Source organism: Rhodococcus sp. MH15, assembly GCF_019266045.1.
In the GTDB taxonomy this organism is placed as follows: domain Bacteria; phylum Actinomycetota; class Actinomycetes; order Mycobacteriales; family Mycobacteriaceae; genus Rhodococcus_F; species Rhodococcus_F qingshengii.
Map to the genome: position 1 here is coordinate 116,216 of NZ_LPNP01000081.1, position 16,053 is coordinate 132,268.

General features: G+C 61.9%; 16 protein-coding genes. 5 read left to right on the forward strand and 11 right to left on the reverse strand.

Features of this window, described 5'->3' with window-relative positions; translation table 11 throughout:
• Positions 1 to 37: 37 nt before the first annotated feature.
• Both ATN37_RS29650 and ATN37_RS29655 read right to left on the reverse strand, forming a co-directional pair.
• Positions 38 to 622 carry a GNAT family N-acetyltransferase gene (locus ATN37_RS29650; RefSeq protein WP_218696025.1) on the reverse strand — a complete coding sequence of 195 codons (585 nt, stop codon included), beginning with the start codon at positions 620 to 622 and terminating at the stop codon, positions 38 to 40.
• Entirely contained in the window at positions 622 to 1,977 is a 1,356-nt protein-coding gene (locus ATN37_RS29655; RefSeq protein ID WP_029256727.1) for a glycosyltransferase family 87 protein, read from the reverse strand. The genes ATN37_RS29650 and ATN37_RS29655 overlap by 1 nt, the downstream gene beginning before the upstream one ends.
• A 210-nt stretch (positions 1,978 to 2,187) precedes the next feature.
• Here ATN37_RS29655 and rpsF point away from each other — a divergent pair, with 210 nt between their 5' ends.
• From rpsF to dnaB, 5 genes are all read left to right on the forward strand, one after another.
• A complete protein-coding gene (gene rpsF / locus ATN37_RS29660) occupies positions 2,188 to 2,475 on the forward strand; it encodes a 30S ribosomal protein S6 (protein ID WP_003941237.1) in 288 nt (95 codons plus the stop codon).
• Positions 2,476 to 2,539: 64 nt separating this feature from the next.
• Entirely contained in the window at positions 2,540 to 3,064 is a 525-nt protein-coding gene (locus ATN37_RS29665; RefSeq protein WP_003941248.1) for a single-stranded DNA-binding protein, read from the forward strand.
• Between the two features lie 39 nt (positions 3,065 to 3,103).
• On the forward strand, positions 3,104 to 3,346 hold the full coding sequence (gene rpsR, locus ATN37_RS29670) for a 30S ribosomal protein S18 (RefSeq protein ID WP_003941245.1): 243 nt from the start codon (positions 3,104 to 3,106) through the stop codon (positions 3,344 to 3,346).
• Positions 3,347 to 3,364: 18 nt separating this feature from the next.
• Positions 3,365 to 3,820 (forward strand): 50S ribosomal protein L9, encoded by a 456-nt coding sequence (gene rplI / locus ATN37_RS29675; RefSeq protein ID WP_007735531.1) that lies wholly within the window; start codon positions 3,365 to 3,367, stop codon positions 3,818 to 3,820.
• Between the two features lie 507 nt (positions 3,821 to 4,327).
• Positions 4,328 to 6,985: a replicative DNA helicase gene (gene dnaB, locus ATN37_RS29680; protein ID WP_308125240.1), complete on the forward strand. Its 2,658-nt coding sequence runs from the start codon at positions 4,328 to 4,330 to the stop codon at positions 6,983 to 6,985.
• Positions 6,986 to 7,083: 98 nt separating this feature from the next.
• On the opposite strand, the gene ATN37_RS29685 is transcribed toward dnaB, so the two are convergent.
• The 9 genes from ATN37_RS29685 to ATN37_RS29725 all read right to left on the reverse strand — a co-directional run bounded on the left by ATN37_RS29685 (position 7,084) and on the right by ATN37_RS29725 (position 16,047).
• Positions 7,084 to 7,434, reverse strand: a complete 351-nt coding sequence (locus ATN37_RS29685) for a hypothetical protein (protein ID WP_256933559.1) — start codon at positions 7,432 to 7,434, stop codon at positions 7,084 to 7,086.
• Between the two features lie 163 nt (positions 7,435 to 7,597).
• Positions 7,598 to 8,059, reverse strand: coding sequence for an Hsp20/alpha crystallin family protein (locus tag ATN37_RS29690; RefSeq protein WP_030537131.1), 462 nt, complete (start codon positions 8,057 to 8,059; stop codon positions 7,598 to 7,600).
• A 1,250-nt stretch (positions 8,060 to 9,309) separates the two neighbouring features.
• Positions 9,310 to 9,750 carry a DUF1931 family protein gene (locus ATN37_RS29695; protein ID WP_024487875.1) on the reverse strand — a complete coding sequence of 147 codons (441 nt, stop codon included), beginning with the start codon at positions 9,748 to 9,750 and terminating at the stop codon, positions 9,310 to 9,312.
• Between the two features lie 13 nt (positions 9,751 to 9,763).
• Positions 9,764 to 11,491, reverse strand: coding sequence for an FAD-dependent oxidoreductase (locus ATN37_RS29700; RefSeq protein WP_020971360.1), 1,728 nt, complete (start codon positions 11,489 to 11,491; stop codon positions 9,764 to 9,766).
• On the reverse strand, positions 11,469 to 11,735 hold the full coding sequence (locus ATN37_RS29705) for a UBP-type zinc finger domain-containing protein (protein WP_007735548.1): 267 nt from the start codon (positions 11,733 to 11,735) through the stop codon (positions 11,469 to 11,471). Before ATN37_RS29705 ends, ATN37_RS29700 begins: the two co-directional genes overlap by 23 nt.
• Positions 11,732 to 12,184, reverse strand: a complete 453-nt coding sequence (trxA, locus tag ATN37_RS29710; RefSeq protein ID WP_007735549.1) for a thioredoxin — start codon at positions 12,182 to 12,184, stop codon at positions 11,732 to 11,734. Before trxA ends, ATN37_RS29705 begins: the two co-directional genes overlap by 4 nt.
• A 16-nt stretch (positions 12,185 to 12,200) precedes the next feature.
• The gene (clpB, locus tag ATN37_RS29715) at positions 12,201 to 14,834 is read right to left on the reverse strand and encodes an ATP-dependent chaperone ClpB (RefSeq protein WP_166502851.1); all 2,634 of its coding nucleotides are present in this window, start codon (positions 14,832 to 14,834) and stop codon (positions 12,201 to 12,203) included.
• Positions 14,816 to 15,145 carry a chaperone modulator CbpM gene (locus ATN37_RS29720; RefSeq protein ID WP_020971358.1) on the reverse strand — a complete coding sequence of 110 codons (330 nt, stop codon included), beginning with the start codon at positions 15,143 to 15,145 and terminating at the stop codon, positions 14,816 to 14,818. The genes clpB and ATN37_RS29720 overlap by 19 nt, the downstream gene beginning before the upstream one ends.
• Positions 15,142 to 16,047, reverse strand: coding sequence for a DnaJ C-terminal domain-containing protein (locus tag ATN37_RS29725; RefSeq protein ID WP_007735552.1), 906 nt, complete (start codon positions 16,045 to 16,047; stop codon positions 15,142 to 15,144). The genes ATN37_RS29720 and ATN37_RS29725 overlap by 4 nt, the downstream gene beginning before the upstream one ends.
• Positions 16,048 to 16,053 lie beyond the last annotated feature (6 nt).

The window sequence follows — 16,053 nt, forward strand, 5'->3', positions numbered from 1 at the left end:
TCTTGGCATGGACTTGGCCGAAGAGTGCAGGTGATCGCTAGTTTCGGGTACGTGTCTCGAGCTGAGGTGCGATGGTCGGCCAATCGTCGTCGGTCATCGCGAACAGCGCTGTTGTACGCCAACTGCCATCGGCGCGGCGTCGGTGCTTGCGCAGCAGGCCCTCGAACTGAGCGCCGAGCTTTTCGATCGCGGCCCTGGACTGTTCGTTGAACTCGTCCGTGTGCCACTCGACGCGTACGGCTTCGAGCTGGTCGAAGGCGTGACGAAGCAGGAGCAGCTTCGATTCGGGATTGATCCCGGTTCCCTGAACCGATCGCGACAACCACGTGTATCCGATTGCAAGACTGCGGTTTACCGGGTCGATCTGGTACATGGACGTGGTGCCGACCACGGCGTTCGTCGCGATGTTCACCTGCGCGAAGGCGATCCGATTAGGGTCGTCGGTTGCTGCAGCGATGTACTTCTGTGCCTGTTCCCGATCGGTGATGGGCGATGCGGTCCAACGAAAGATCGCCGGGTCGTCGGCAGCAGCGAGCAGAGCGTCGGTGTGCGCGACGCCCAGGGGTTCGAGTCGGACACGATCACCGGTCAGCGTCGGTGATTCGAACCATGATGCAGTCATCAGGCGTGCTCCCGTGAGTGAGTCGGAAGGTTGTTGTCGGAGTTGGCAATCTGATCGGTCCCACCGGCAAGCGGATACCGCAACGGGACTCGCAGGAACAGGAAGAAGAACACGGCGAGCAGGACGACGTGGCCCCACACACTCGCCTGGACGACGGCTTCGTACTTGCTCGGATCGAGATTCATGTCCAGTTGGTAGAAGTACCGGAAGATGCCGATACCCAACGCTGCGTCGGCGATCAGATAGGCGACGATCCAGAACCACCGGATCTTGAACAGTACGAGGAAAGGCAGGATCCACAGTGTGTACTGCGGTGAATTGACCTTGTGCAGCAACACGAATCCGCACAGCATCGCGGCACTGACTGCAATCCACGGAAAGTAGCCGTCGCGGACGTAGCGGCGCCAACCCAGATACATCGCGAGCGCGAACGACAACAGGATCATCACCGGAGACAGGATGCTCACCAGTGCGTCGTAGTCGGCGTTGAGTTCGCGAACTCCGAAACCGTAGAAGGGGCGCAAACCCCAGAACCACACCGAGTTGGTGGTGATGTCCGCGCTTCGCTTCTCCTGGAAGCTGAACGACGCGCGCCAGCCTTCGTAGGAAATGAGGGCGAACGGCAGGTTGACGAGGACGACGGTGACGATCGCCGCGCCCGCCGTCATCAGCGCTCCACGAACGTCGTAGCGCTTGCCTTCGGTGCCGCGTAGAAGCACGTAGGCCATGAGCGGCAGCACGAACATTCCCGGGTACAGCTTCAAACAGAAACCGATCGCCAGGATGACGGCCGCCAGAACCGCGCGAGTTCGCAGCGGGATCCGCTCGAACGTCATCAGGAAGATCGCGCCGACGCTGGTGGCCACCACCGGGAGCTCCCAGTTGTGGAATGCGTACAGAACCAGGGGCGGAGTCGCCGACCACACGAGCGCGTACGCGCCGCTCATCTTGCCGAGCATCCACGCCGTGAGCAGTCCGAAAGGAGCCAGGATGAGGGCCGAGTGCAGAAGGAAATCGGTGTCGGTGTGTGAGCCGATACCGCCCAGCCACATCAGAATTCCGCTGAGCACCGGGTATTCGACGGTTCCGCCGGTCAGGAATCCTTCGGGCGTTATCCCTCCGGTGACGAAGGGGAACAGATGCTGATCGATACCTCGTCCGAGCCAGAGCAACTGAATGTCGGAGTAGCAGACGTCGATGTTCTTGTTGACGTCGAAGTTCAGGCTTCGACCGTCGGGCGCGAACGGTGCACCGCCGCATCTGGCCTTGTTGAAATAGCCCAGCGCCATCGTCAGCCCGCACAATCCGACGACCAACGCCAGGATCGACGCCGGGGTCTTGCGGTCTGTTCGCATGATTCTCACCCTAGGGGGCGCAGTGGCTCGCGGGGTGATGCGTCTGCACCACGCGTCGCGCATCGACCTGGCGGTCTTCCCGGAGGGCCGGGACGATTTCCCTGGTCAAGGCCCCTCGTGTAACCTACGAGGGTTGCTGACGCAACGACCCTCCTGCCACGGATAGTCCGTGGCCGTTTTCACTTAGTCCACAGGAGGTGATGAGGTCTTATGCGTCATTACGAATTGATGGTCATCCTTGACCCCAGCCTGGACGAGCGCACTGTCGCTCCTTCACTGGATACGTTCCTCAATGTTGTGCGCCAGCACGGCGGCACGATCGACAAGGTCGATGTCTGGGGTAAGCGTCGTCTCGCCTACGAGATCCTGAAGCATGCTGAAGGTATCTACGCGGTGATCGACATCAACGCCACTCCCGCCACCGTCGCTGAGCTCGATCGTCAGCTCGGTCTGAACGAGTCGGTTCTGCGCACGAAGGTTCTGCGCCACAACAAGTAATTACTGTCGGTAGCGAGCTCTACTCTCGCGCCCAACGGTCTTACATCAATGCAGGAGGAACCACATGGCTGGCGACACCATCATCACCGTCATCGGAAACCTGACGGCTGATCCTGAACTTCGTTTCACCCCGGCGGGTGCCGCGGTTGCAAACTTCACGGTTGCTTCCACGCCCCGCACCTTCGACCGTAATTCCAATGAATGGAAAGACGGCGATGCGCTGTTCATGCGTTGCAACATCTGGCGCGAAGCAGCCGAGAACGTCGCGGAGAGCTTGACCCGTGGTTCACGAGTAATCGTGAGCGGCCGGCTCAAGCAGCGTTCGTACGAAACTCGCGAGGGCGAAAAGCGAACTGTCGTCGAGCTCGAAGTCGATGAAATCGGTCCTTCACTGAAGTACGCCACGGCAAAGGTCAACAAGGCCAACCGTGGTGGCGGCGGTGGAGGCGGCAACTTCGGCGGTTCCTCCGGCGGATCGGGTGGCGGACGTCCGAGCGCTGCACCTTCGGGTGGAGACGATCCTTGGGGCAGTGCGCCTCAGGCTTCGGGCTCCTTCGGTGGTGCGGGCAGCGACGAACCGCCCTTCTGATCCGTACCTGATCAGGAACATCCAGAAAAGAGCAAAGACATGCCGAAGCCGCCCTTGCGCGACAAGGTTATGAAGAAGAAGGTCTGCACCTTCTGCAAAGAGAAGAACACGCAGATCAACTACAAGGACACGACGTTGCTTCGTAAGTACGTCAGCGATCGCGGAAAGATCCGTGCTCGCCGTGTCACCGGCAATTGCGTCCAGCACCAGCGCGACGTTGCCATTGCCGTCAAGAACTCACGTGAGGTAGCACTGCTGCCTTACGCCACCGTGGCTCGCTAAGGAAAGGGAGGAAAGAACATGAAGCTCATCCTCACCGCTGACGTGGACAACCTCGGTGCGCCTGGCGACACCGTGGAGGTCAAGGACGGCTACGGCCGTAACTACCTGCTCCCCCGCGGACTGGCAATCGTCGCCACCCGTGGCGCCGAGAAGCAGGTCGAGGGCATCCGTCGTGCACAGGAAGCGCGCGCTGTGCGCGGCCTGGATCACGCCAAGGAGCTCAAGGCAGCTATCGAGGGCCTCGAGTCCGTAACGCTGACGGTCAAGACCGCCGGTGGCTCGGGCAAGCTCTTCGGTTCGGTTACCGTCGCTGACGTCGCTGCTGCGATCAAGGCTGCCGGTGGACCGGTTGTCGACAAGCGCTCCATCGTGTTGCCGAAGGCTCACATCAAGAACACGGGCAAGCACGCCGTGGTCGTGAACCTGCACCCCGATGTGGTTGCCAAGTTCAACCTGAACGTCGTCGGCGCATAGTCGACTGTTCGTCTCGCCGGGCCCCGCACACTTCGGTGTGCGGGGCCCGACGTTTTGTTTCGGGGTGCGGTGTGCCGCCGACAGCGTCCCGAATCGGACCTGGGGATAACTCTCACACTGTGATGTTCGACTTGGTGATCAGTGACGAATCGGGCGAGGCAACACGCCCGACACACCGACGCGCCGACTGTGGAAAAACTATTTTCATCAACAGGCCTGTGAAATTGTGGATAGCCATCTACCTGGTCTTTTGTGGTTGCTAGGCAAAGTAGTCCCCAAATGCTCCACAGGCGGTGCACACCGTGGGGCGGGAGTTTCCACAAAGCATCCACAGGTTTATCCACAGTCCGGTTTGTATGCGGACCTACTAGTCCCTAACGTCATCTCGGCGTCTATCTACAGCCCGGCCGAATGCGGCTAGGGGATGTCGGTGGGGGCAGGTACAAATGATGAGGGCGCTGCGGTTTCTGGCAGTGTCGTCGAGTGTTTTACGGGAAGGTCTCGCTTGTGGCTGTTGTAGATGATCGAGGACCTTCCGACTTCTCAGGGCCGGACTACCCGGGCCCTCCCGAGGCCGAGCCCGACCAGGAGTTCGGACGCCAGCCACCTCAGGACATGACTGCCGAGCAGTCGGTGCTCGGCGGCATGCTGCTGAGCAAGGACGCCATCGCTGACGTCCTCGAGGTACTGCGTCCGGGTGACTTCTACCGGCCCGCTCACCAGTCCGTCTACGACGTGATCCTGGACCTCTACAGCCGTGGCGAGCCCGCCGACCCGGTGACGGTCTCCGCCGAGCTCGACCGCCGAGGTGAGCTCCGCCGTATCGGCGGTGCTGCCTACCTGGTGACGCTGACCCAGACAGTGCCCACAGCCGCCAACGCCGCCTTCTATGCCGAGATCGTGGCCGAGAAGTCCGTGCTGCGTCGTCTGGTCGACGCCGGTACTCGCATCGTCCAGTACGGCTACGCCGGCACCGAGGGTCAGGACGTGGCCGAGGTTGTCGACCGCGCGCAGGCCGAGATCTTCGAGGTCACCGAGCGTCGAACCACCGAGGACTTCGTACCCCTCACCGAGCTCCTCCAGCCCACGATGGACGAGATCGACTCCATCGCCAGCCGCGGTGGAATTTCCCTCGGTGTGCCCACCGGATTCAAGGATCTCGACGAGATCACCAACGGCCTTCACGCTGGTCAGATGATTATCGTCGCGGCCCGTCCTGGTGTGGGCAAGGCGCTTGCCCTCGATACTCCCCTCGCGACGCCTAGTGGCTGGACCACGATGGGTGACGTTGCTGTCGGCGATCTGTTGATCGACAACCACGGCAAGCCGACGCGGGTTGTTGCCGCTACCGACGTGATGGTTGACCGTCCTTGTTACGAGGTCGAGTTTTCCGATGGAACAGTGTTGGTGGCCGACGAGCAGCATCAGTGGTTGACGGAGACGCGTGCTTCGCGCCGTTCAGCGCAGAACGCCAAGACAGGTTACAACCGCTATAAGAATCAAAAGACATTCGCCGAGGTCCGAACCACGGCGGAGATCGCATCGACGGTGCGATGCGCAACGGCGGATGGCCGCGTTAATCACTCTGTCGTGAATGCCAAGCCGCTCGACCTACCAACGCAGGATCTCCTTGTCCCGCCCTACACACTTGGCGCTTGGCTAGGTGACGGTTCTACTGCCTGCGCACAATTCACCACTGCTGATCCTGAGATCATCATGTTGATCGAGGCCGAAGGCCTGGTTGCAGTTCCGTCCAAGTCGGCGCATTTGCGCTACAGCCTTCAATTAGCCCCGGAAGATCCCGTCGCTCCGCGCGATTGCGTTGTGTGCGGAAAGAGCTTCGTGCCGTTCACCAGTCAGGTGCGAACGTGCGGTCAATCATGCGGCGGCAAAGCACGTTTCATGTCTGACCCTGTACCTGCGCCAACCTGTTCACACTGTGGTGGACCTTCGATCGGACTGCGACTGTGCCAGAAGTGCCGCAATGAGTACGGCACGGTTCAAGGACGCCTACGTACGATCGGTGTTCTGGGCAACAAGCACATCCCTGTCCAGTACCTCCGTGGGTCTGAGGCGCAGCGTCGTGCGGTTCTTGCGGGGCTTCTCGACACTGATGGAACTGTGACTGCCGGTGGCTCCGTTCAGTTTTCGGTAACCAACGAGCGCCTCGTCCGCGATGCCCAGGAATTAGTGGTCAGTCTTGGCTATCGCTGCCAAATGAGCACAAAGCGAGTCAACGGTCGCACCGAGGCTTCGTCGACTGCATTCACCTTGACCTTCTCGACTGATGACGAAGTGTTCGGTCTTACGCGGAAAGCGATGCTGCACAAGGAGCGTCGAGCGAGTAAAAGCGCTGCGCGCAGCGGATCGCGCTACATTGTCGATGTTCGACCAATTGCGAGTGTTCCGGTTCGCTGCGTCGAGGTCGACAACGCCGACCACATGTACCTGGCCGGTCATTCGATGGTCCCGACGCACAATTCCACGCTCGGAATGGATTTCCTGCGTTCCTGCTCCATCACGCACGGCATGGCCAGCGTCATGTTCTCGTTGGAAATGAGCAAAACCGAGATCGTCATGCGTCTGCTGTCCGCAGAGGCAAAGATCAAGCTCGGCGACATGCGCTCCGGAAAGATGACCGACGACGACTGGACCAAGCTCGCGCGTCGTATGAGTGAGATCAGCGAGGCGCCGCTCTTCATCGACGACTCCCCCAACCTCACCATGATGGAAATTCGCGCAAAAGCGCGGCGGCTCAAGCAGAAACACGACATTCGCCTGATCGTCATCGACTACCTCCAGCTGATGAGCTCCGGTAAAAAGGTCGAGTCCCGTCAGCAGGAAGTCTCCGAATTCTCACGTAGCCTAAAGCTTTTGGCGAAGGAGCTCGAAGTTCCGGTTGTCGCGATCTGTCAGCTCAACCGTGGTCCCGAGCAGCGAACCGACAAGCGTCCGCAGGTCGCCGACCTTCGTGAGTCCGGATCGCTCGAGCAGGACGCCGACATGGTGATTCTGCTGTACCGCCCCGACGCGACCGAGCGAGACGATCCCCGTGGCGGTGAAGCCGACCTGATTCTGGGTAAGCACCGTAACGGCCCGACCGCGACAATCACTGTGGCGCACCAGCTTCACCTGTCCAAGTTCGTGGACATGGCCCGGGGATAGTGGCTGCCGCCATCGCCTGAAGGTGGGACGGATTTCAGATCTTGTGAGATCCTGCTACAAGCACCAATTCGATTCCACTAGTGCAAAATTCGGTTTTTCTACAGGTGGGGTAGTGCTGCAGTGAGGAAGACGGCGCCGAAGGCGATTCCGGCAATGCCGGTGAGGATCCCGACCACGCCGGCGGTGTTGTCGCCCAGATCGCGTCCGGGGGTGTCGGGTCGGCGCGCTGCCAGGGCGGTTCCGATGGCGGCGGCACCGAGGAGGATGCCGAGGCCGAACATCCAGAACGTCAGTATCGAGAGTGCACCGAGCATCAACGCCATGTCGCTGTATTCGTCGCTGGTGATCGGGCGGTTGTGATCCCACCAATCGGGTGGAGTGTGCGCGCGGGATTCGGCGTTGTCGGTGTTGTCGGATTGTTCGTGCGGGGGGATGGTGGATGCAGTCATGGCAGCTAAAGGGTTCTCGCGCTGATTCTTTCGTGTGGTGGATGTACCGGTGTGCGCCACGGGTGTGCAGTGGGAGATCGAAGCGATGGTGGGTGAGGCCCGAGAACCCATCGCGTGTCCTCGGGAGTCACCCCACCATCAAGCGGTGTTCGGGCTAGGCGGATCAGGCTTCGATCTGCACCTGTGTTGTCGATCCGGCGTTATCGGTTCGGGAGGGCGGTCCGGAGGAGACCTCGATCCGCCGCGGTTTCGCCTTCTCTGCGATCGGCAACGTCACCGTCAACACGCCATTGTCGTACGAGGCCTCGATCTGTTCGGCGTCGATGTCGTCGCTGATGGACAGCTGCCGTTTGTATGTTCCAGCGAAACGCTCACTCGCCAGCCAGCTCACACCCTCTTCGGAGAGGGCCGTGCGATGCGCGGTCAACGTCAGAGTCGAGCCGTCGATGTGAACGTCCACCGAGCCGGGATCGACGCCGGGAAGATCGGCGTGCAGGACGTACTGGTCCTCGACCTTGTAGAGGTCCATCGGCATGAACCGTGGACTGCGTCCGTTGCCGGTTCCCGCGGCGAGGACGGACTTGGTGATCGCATCGATGTCGGTGAAAGGATCGAAACGAAGCACAGCAACACACCTCCCATGTCGTGAAAAGAAAGGTCACCGCCACTGTGGCGGTTGACCGAACTTACTGTGCGAGAACATGATAACCACACGAATTAGCACTCTGCAACCGAGAGTGCCAGACGCTTTGGGGAAGTGTTCCGGTCCCTGAAGATCGCTGCTTTGCCTGGTCCCGACAGCGGTGGCCGCCTTCGGCCTCGATTCGAAGCGGGCGGCGCGGTACGGCACTTCGTCAGTAGCGGCGGTGCGGCAACGGATCCGCCGGAGCCCCGACTCTGCGTGTGCGAGTCGGGGCGTATGACCGACGTCGGCATTGAGCACACAACACCGATGACCCACTATCCGTGCGAAGTCGACGTTCATGTCGTCCGCACATCTTCAACCATAAACAGTGCGATCGGTATAAATCATGTTCAGTCGCCTTCGATGCCAAGAAGTGACATGGCCGTTGCATGGCAAGGTGAACATCTTGGTCGTCACGCTAGCTGCGCAGTAGGCGCGGTGGCTGGAAAGGTGGCCCGTGCCTGGTATTTGGTTTGCAGACGTCTGTTCCGAATGCTTTTGCAAAATAGGTCTTTTCCCGATGTTTGCGGGTGGATCGGGCATCGAACATCGCGGGTGCTCGTTCGTCGGAGTCGCTGCGAACGATGTCGGTGTTCGTGCACACACCGAACCGGCTGTAAGGGAGAACACTTCGGCTACCGTCAAAGCTTGCTCATCACAATGGAACTGGGACTTTCGACCCTGTCGTCTACAAGCAGTGCGCAATAACCTTCGTCGGGTCGGGGGCACCCGTTCCGTTCGAGGGGGCAAACAATCGGGCGGGTGTTCGTCAAGGCAAGGCCATATCACCCTCACTGGTCTCCTCGCCGGGCCTTGAGCTGTGCGCGCCCAGAAGTGCTCAGGGCCCGCCCGATGCGGGGATCGAGAAAGTGAAGACGAAAGGTTCTCAGATGAGCCGAAGGAGTGATCGGCGATCGACAAGTTCTGCTCGCCGCCTGGCCACGCGGACTACCGGTGTCAGAGGTTCGGCGTGTAAGCCGAACTCGCTCACGGCAGAAGATCTGAGGGCTGTAATCGAGTCCCTCACTGGAGTTCTCGCTGCTCGAGAATCGAGCGCGGAAACCGCACCTCTCGCCGGAAATCCTCCGTTGTCGACGCCAACTGACAGGCAGTTCTGAATCGCACCGGTATTTTCGCAGCCGGACAGCATATTCGAACTCGGACGCGCTGTCAGCCGGGACGGGTGGTAATCACAGAAGTAGGTGGAAGATGTCGAAGGCGACTGTCCATTGGGCTGTGCCGGGGTTCTTGCGGTCCGGTTCGACCGTGGCGAAGGTTTGCGCCAGCGCTACGCTCAACCCTCCTGCGATCAGCGGCAGTCGTTGCTCTGTCTCCTCTGAGAGGGCCACGTCCAAGGGCGGGCGGGCCGTGAGCTGATCGAGCAGCGGTTGAAGTTCGATTTCCTCGTCGAGTTTTTCGAACCGGTGGATGCTCTCCTGTAATCCCTTGGTGATCGGCAGGTCCCACGGTTCGATCACGTCGCGCAAGTTTGCTTTCGCGGAGGCTTTCCCGATCAGGATCACGTCGTAGATCTTGTCGTCGATGAAATCGGTATAGCGCTTGAGATCGTTCCGGTCGACCTGCAGTCCGGCCGCTGCCCTGAAGAACCGCTGGAATTTCACGGTGCCCATTACTGGCATGTCGTCAGCTCCTTTCGAAGTATTCATGGATTTGGCGTACGGCCATCGCTCCTTCACCGACGGCGGATGCGACTCGTTTCACCGAACCGCGGCGGATGTCGCCCGCCGCGAACAGGCCGGGCAGGCTGGTTTCGAGCGTCCTGGACAGGCCGCCGTTGATTGGCAGGCTGCCGTCCGCTCGTGCGTGGATCGCGTCCACACCGGTGAGGACGAAGCCGTGGTCGTCGAGTGCGATCGCGTCGGCAAGCCACCCGGTGTGCGGTACCGCCCCGATGAAGACGAACAGGGCGCGCACCCGAATCGTGTCCTGGTCGCCGGTGCGATTGTCCTCGACCGCAATTGCTTCGAGGTATTTCTCGCCGTGGACCGCACGAATCTCGGTGTGCCGGTGCACGGTGACCCGCGGATGGTGTTCGATCTGGTCGACCAGGTATCGGGACATGCTCTTCCCGAGGTCATCGCCGCGGATGAGCAGGTGCACCTGTGAGACGTGCTCGGCGAGGAAGACGGCGGCCTGGCCGGCGGAGTTGCCGCCACCGACGATGGCTATCGGGTCGGTGCCGCATATCCGTGCTTCCTGATGCGTTGCGGCGTAGTACACGCTTGTTCCTTCCAGCGCCTCGATCCCCTGAACGGCCAACTTGCGGTACCGCGCCCCGGCGGCGAGCACAACGGCCCGGGCGTGCACCGACCCGCCGTCCGCCAGTCGGAGCACATGGTTCCCGGCCTCGGATCCCAAACCGGTCACTTCTGCCGACACCAGGATGCGGGCGCCGAACTTCCCGGCCTGGAGCACGGCTCGCTCGGCCAATTCGGAGCCGGAGACCCCGGCGGGGAATCCCAGATAATTCTCGATCCGGGATGAGGTACTGGCTTGGCCGCCCGCAGCGATCCGCTCCAACGTCACCGTGTTCAACCCGTCCGAGGCGCCGTACACCGATGCGGCCAGGCCGGCCGGTCCGGCACCCACGACGACGAGGTTGTAGACGTCCTTGGCTGCGTCCGCGACGGGTGCCGGGACAGGAAGCCCGACGACGCGTGCGAGTTCCGCATTCGTCGGATTGCGCAGCACCTTCTCGCCGTGCCAGATCACGACGGGTGTGTCCTCGGGTGCGACGTTCAGGCTGCGTAGCAGCTGCTCCACTCGTTCGTCCTGTTCCAAGTCGAACCACTTGTGGGGCAGACGGTTTCGCATCGCGAACTCACGAAGTCGCAACGTATCCGGGGAGAAGCAGGAGCCGATGATCCGGAATCCGGAGCCGAGCCCGATCAGCAAGTGCCGACGCACAAGGTAGGCGCGCAGGATCAAATCGCTGAGCACGGGATCGTGGGCAATCAGCTCGCGTACCTGCTCGGCCGGGACGACGAGTATCTCGCCGTCCTCGATCGCTTCGGCGGTGAAGAACGCCACCTGACCTTCCAGGAGTCCGAGCTCGCCCAGGAAACGCCCAGGACCGTGCACGCGCAGTATCCGGCGCTCGCCGTCCGCGTCGCCTTCGTCGACGACTGCGATCTTTCCGGAAAGGACGACGACGAAATCGTTGTCAGGCGCGCCTTCTCGGATCAGCACCTCGCCGGCGTGAACCGGTCGACGCGAGCCACCGACCTCGAGCTTCGCGACCTGGTCGTCCGTCAGCCGCGGGAAGGCGCCCTCCTCGTCCGGGGTCTCGTCGTCGACCGGCGGGCTGTACCCGATGGGTGAGGCGCCCTCAGACGAAGTTCTGGTCGACATAACACCACCGCCAATCCTCGCCGGGCTCCATCGACTGGACGATCGGATGCCCGATGGCGTGAGCGTGAGCACTCGCGTGCCTGCCCGGCGAAGAGTCGCAGCAACCGACGTGTCCGCACGTCAGGCACAGCCTCAGATGCACCCACGGGGTGCCGAGGCGAAGACATTCCTCGCAGCCCTGCGGGGTACGGGGCACCACGGCCCGGATCGCGGTTACATGTGGGTCCGCATGGACAGGACTCATGACTTCGCCTCCTCGCCGGCATTTTCCGAGAGCGCCTGATCGAGCCACGTGCGCAGCTGGGGGACCGGAGCTGCGCCCGACTGGCGAGCGAGAACCTCACCCCGGTCCATCACCAGCAGAGTCGGCACGGCGCGGACGGTGAATCGTTCAGCCGTCCGGGGTGCAGCATCGACGTCGACCTTGACCAGCTTGATCTGGCCGGCGTGTTCTCTGGCGAGCTGCTCGAGCGCGGGGCTGACCATGCGACACGGGCCGCACCACGTCGCCCACAGATCCACGAGCACAGGCACCGAGGATTTTTCGACGATCTCCGCGAAGTCACCGTCTCCCGCCGCGGCGATCCAGGGCAGCGGCTCGTGGCAGTTGCCGCAGCGAGGTTTTCCTTCCCCTGCTGCCGGGATGTTGTTGGTCTTGCCGCAGTTCGGGCACTTCACCTTTTCGGATCCCATGACCAGTTACCTCTTCTCAGGCCGCCGCGAAGGCGGGTTCGGCATACGCGACGGCAAGCTCGCCGCCGTCCACCGTGACGCTGATGGTGCCGTCCGGTTTGATCTCGCCGCGCAACAGTGCACGGCCGATCTTGGTTTCGACCTCGTGTGCGATGTATCGGCGCAGCGGCCGCGCACCGTAGACAGGGTCGAACCCGTGTTCGGCGATCAGTCGGCGTGCCTCCGGCGTGATTTCCAGGTGTATCTGTCTCTCCGACAACCTGTTTCGAAGGTCGGTGAGTTGCAGTTCCACTATGTACTCGATCTGGGGCAGGGTGAGTGGGGAGAACAGCACGATGTCGTCGACCCGGTTGAGGAATTCGGGGCGGAAATGCCCGCGCAGTTCTGCCATCACCCGTTCCCTGGCGTCCGGCTTGATTTCGCCGTCGGCTGTGACCCCGTCGAGGAGATGCTGGGATCCGATGTTGGAGGTCATGATGATCACCGTGTTCCGGAAATCGACTTGCCTCCCTTGAGAATCGGTGATCCGGCCGTCGTCGAGCACCTGCAGCAGGGTATTGAAGACGTCGGCGTGGGCCTTCTCGATCTCGTCGAAGAGCACCACGGAGTACGGCTTACGCCGCACCGCCTCGGTGAGCTGGCCACCTTCGTCGTACCCGACGTATCCGGGAGGTGCACCGATGAGCCGACTCACCGTGTGCCGTTCCTGGTACTCGCTCATATCGAGGCGCACCATGTTGTCTTCACTGTCGAATAGGGCGCTGGCCAATGTCTTTGCAAGCTCGGTCTTTCCGACGCCCGTCGGGCCCAGGAAAATGAACGAACCGATCGGTCGACGAGGATCACGGATACCGGACCTCGCCCGGATCACAGCGTCCGCGACCAGTTGCACCGCCTCGTCCTGACCGACGACCCGCTCGTGCAGGATCTCGTCGAGCTTCAACAACTTCTCCCGCTCACCTTCTTGCAGCCGGGCGACCGGGATACCCGTCCATGCGGCCACGATCTCTGCGATCTCGTCTTCGGTGACCACTTCACGCAGCAACGGATTTCGGCCTTGTCTGGTGGCCAGTTGCTCCTCCGCCGCCTCGAGCCGGCGTTCGAGCTCGGTGATCTCGCCGTATCGCAACTCGGCTGCCCGATTGAGGTCGTAGTTGCGTTCGGCGGCCTCGGCCTCGACGCGCAACCGTTCCAAATCTCCTCGCAGTTCTTGCACCCGCCGGATCGCCTGCCGCTCCGCCTCCCATTGAGCGTGCCGGGCGTCTGCCTCGGCCCGCAGGTCGGCCAGCTCCTTGCGCAATTCTTCGAGGCGCGCTTTGCTGGCCGCGTCCGTTTCCTTGGACAGTGCGGCCTCTTCGATCTCCAGACGGGTCACCTTCCGGGTGAGCTCGTCGAGTTCGGCAGGCATCGAATCGATTTCGGTGCGGAGCCGAGCGCATGCCTCGTCTACGAGATCGATCGCCTTGTCCGGAAGGAAGCGGTCGGTGATGTACCGGTGCGAGAGGGTCACGGCGGCCACCAATGCACCGTCTTGAATTTTCACGCCATGGAACACCTCGAGGCGTTCTCGAAGTCCGCGCAGAATCGAGATCGCATCCTCGGCACTGGGCTCGTCGACGAGAACGGTCTGGAATCGACGCTCCAGTGCCGCATCGGATTCGATGTGCTTGCGATACTCGTCGAGAGTGGTGGCACCGATCATGTGCAGTTCGCCGCGTGCGAGCATCGGTTTGAGCATGTTGCCGGCGTCGAGAGACCCCTCGCCGCCGACCGAGCCCGCTCCGACCACGGTATGCAACTCGTCGACGAACAACAGGATGCGCCCCTCGGCAGCCTTCACCTCGGACAGCACGGCCTGCAGTCGCTCCTCGAACTCGCCGCGGTACTTCGCACCGGCCACCAGAGAACCCATGTCGAGCGAGAAGATCGTCTTGTCGCGTAGGCCCTCGGGCACGTCGCCGCGGACGATCCGCTGGGCGAGACCCTCGACAATCGCAGTCTTACCTACACCGGGGTCGCCGATCAGCACCGGGTTGTTCTTCGTTTTCCGGCTCAAGATCTGAGTTACCCTGCGTATCTCGGCATCCCGGCCGATGACCGGATCGAGTTTGCCTGCCCGCCCCTCGGAGACGAGGTCGCGCCCGTACTTCTCCAATGCCTCGTACGCCCCCTCCGGGGTTGCCGACGTGACACGCTGATTGCCGCGCACCTTCGTCAGCGCTGTGAGGAAGGCGTCCCGTGTGACCCCGTGACTGGCGAGGATCCGCCCGGCCGCGCTGGCCGATCCTTCCTCGGAGAGGGCCATCACAAGATGCTCCACCGACACGTAGGAATCCTTGAGTCTCTTCGCCTCCCGCTCTGCGGCATCGAGCAGCTTGGCCAGACGCTGGGTGATCATCACCTGACCGGGGGTCGCGCCGGGGCCGCTGACCTTCGGCCTACGCGACAGTTCACGATCCAGATCGGATCGAAGTGCTTCGACATTCGCGCCGGCCTGTTCGAGCAGTCGGGGCACCAACCCATCCTGCTGATCGACCAATGCCAGCAGCAGGTGCTCTCCGTCGACTTCGGTGTGGCCCATTCTGGTCGCAACATTCTGGGCTTCCTGCAAGGCTTCTCGTGACTTTTCGGTCAAGCTGCCGGTGTCCATGAGGATGTCCTCCTTCTGCGGGCCGCTGTTTCGAGTCTTTCGATTCGATCCAGCAGATCGAGCACGAGCCCGATTGCCGAGTAGTTGAGACCCAGACCCGTCCGCAGTCGTTGGATGCGTGCGGCGTGGGTCACTTCGGATGGGTCGAACGACATCTCTCCGCCGGCGTAGCGGTGGGCGTCGAGCAGTCCGAGAGCCACGAGTTTTCGTGCCAGATCCGGGTGCAGGCCAGTACGTTCGGCGAAGGCGTCCGGCGACAATCCGGTACGGCGAACCAATACGTACTGAGTGATCGGCGTTGAGGTGCTCATGTCTCTTTCCTCGGATTGAAGTTCGATTCGGCGCCCAACTGCTCGAACAGTTCGCGTTCACGTGCTGTCGGTTTCGACGGAACCATCACCTTGATTTCGGCGTAGAGGTTGCCGTTGGCACCGCGCGGATTCGGCATTCCCTCTCCGCGCAGGCGCAGCTTCCTACCAGTCGAAGAGCCAGGCACCACTTTGACTTTCGCCTCTCCGCCCGGTGTGGGAACGACGACTGTCGACCCGAGAACCGCCTCCCATGGCGATACGGGCAGATCGACGTAGATGTCCCGACCCTGCACGCGGAACCGTGAATGCGGTTTGATCCGCACCACGAGGTACAGATCCCCAGGCGGCGCGTCACCGTTGCCTCGGCCTCCTTGCCCGGCCAACCGGATTCGCTGGCCGTCCAGGACGCCGGCTGGAATGTCGACGTCATACTGCCGTCCGTCCAGTCTGAGAGTGCGTTTTCCGCCCTGATAGGCCTCTTCCAGAGCCAGTTCCAGTTCGGCCTCCTGATCGGCGCCGGGAATCGGTCCGAACCCACCGCCTCCGCCGAACATCTGCCCGAAGAGGTCTTCGAAGTCGACGGCACCCTCACCACCGACACCGTGGCCGAAGTGCACCCGTCTCCCGCCACCGCCGTACCCGGCGGCGTTTGCCCGCACCCGTTCGTCGTAATCCTCGGGTACATGCCGGAAGTCGTCACCGAATCGGTCATAGCGTTTCCGGGTGTCCGGGTCGGACAACACCTGATAGGCCTCGTTGACCTCCTTGAACCTGTCCTCCGCAGTGGGATCCTTGTTCACATCGGGGTGGTACTTGCGGGCCAGCTTGCGGTACGCCTGCTGAATTTCGTCGGTGCCGGCGCCCTTCGGTACGCCGAGTACTTCGTAGTAGTCACGGGCCATCGGTGC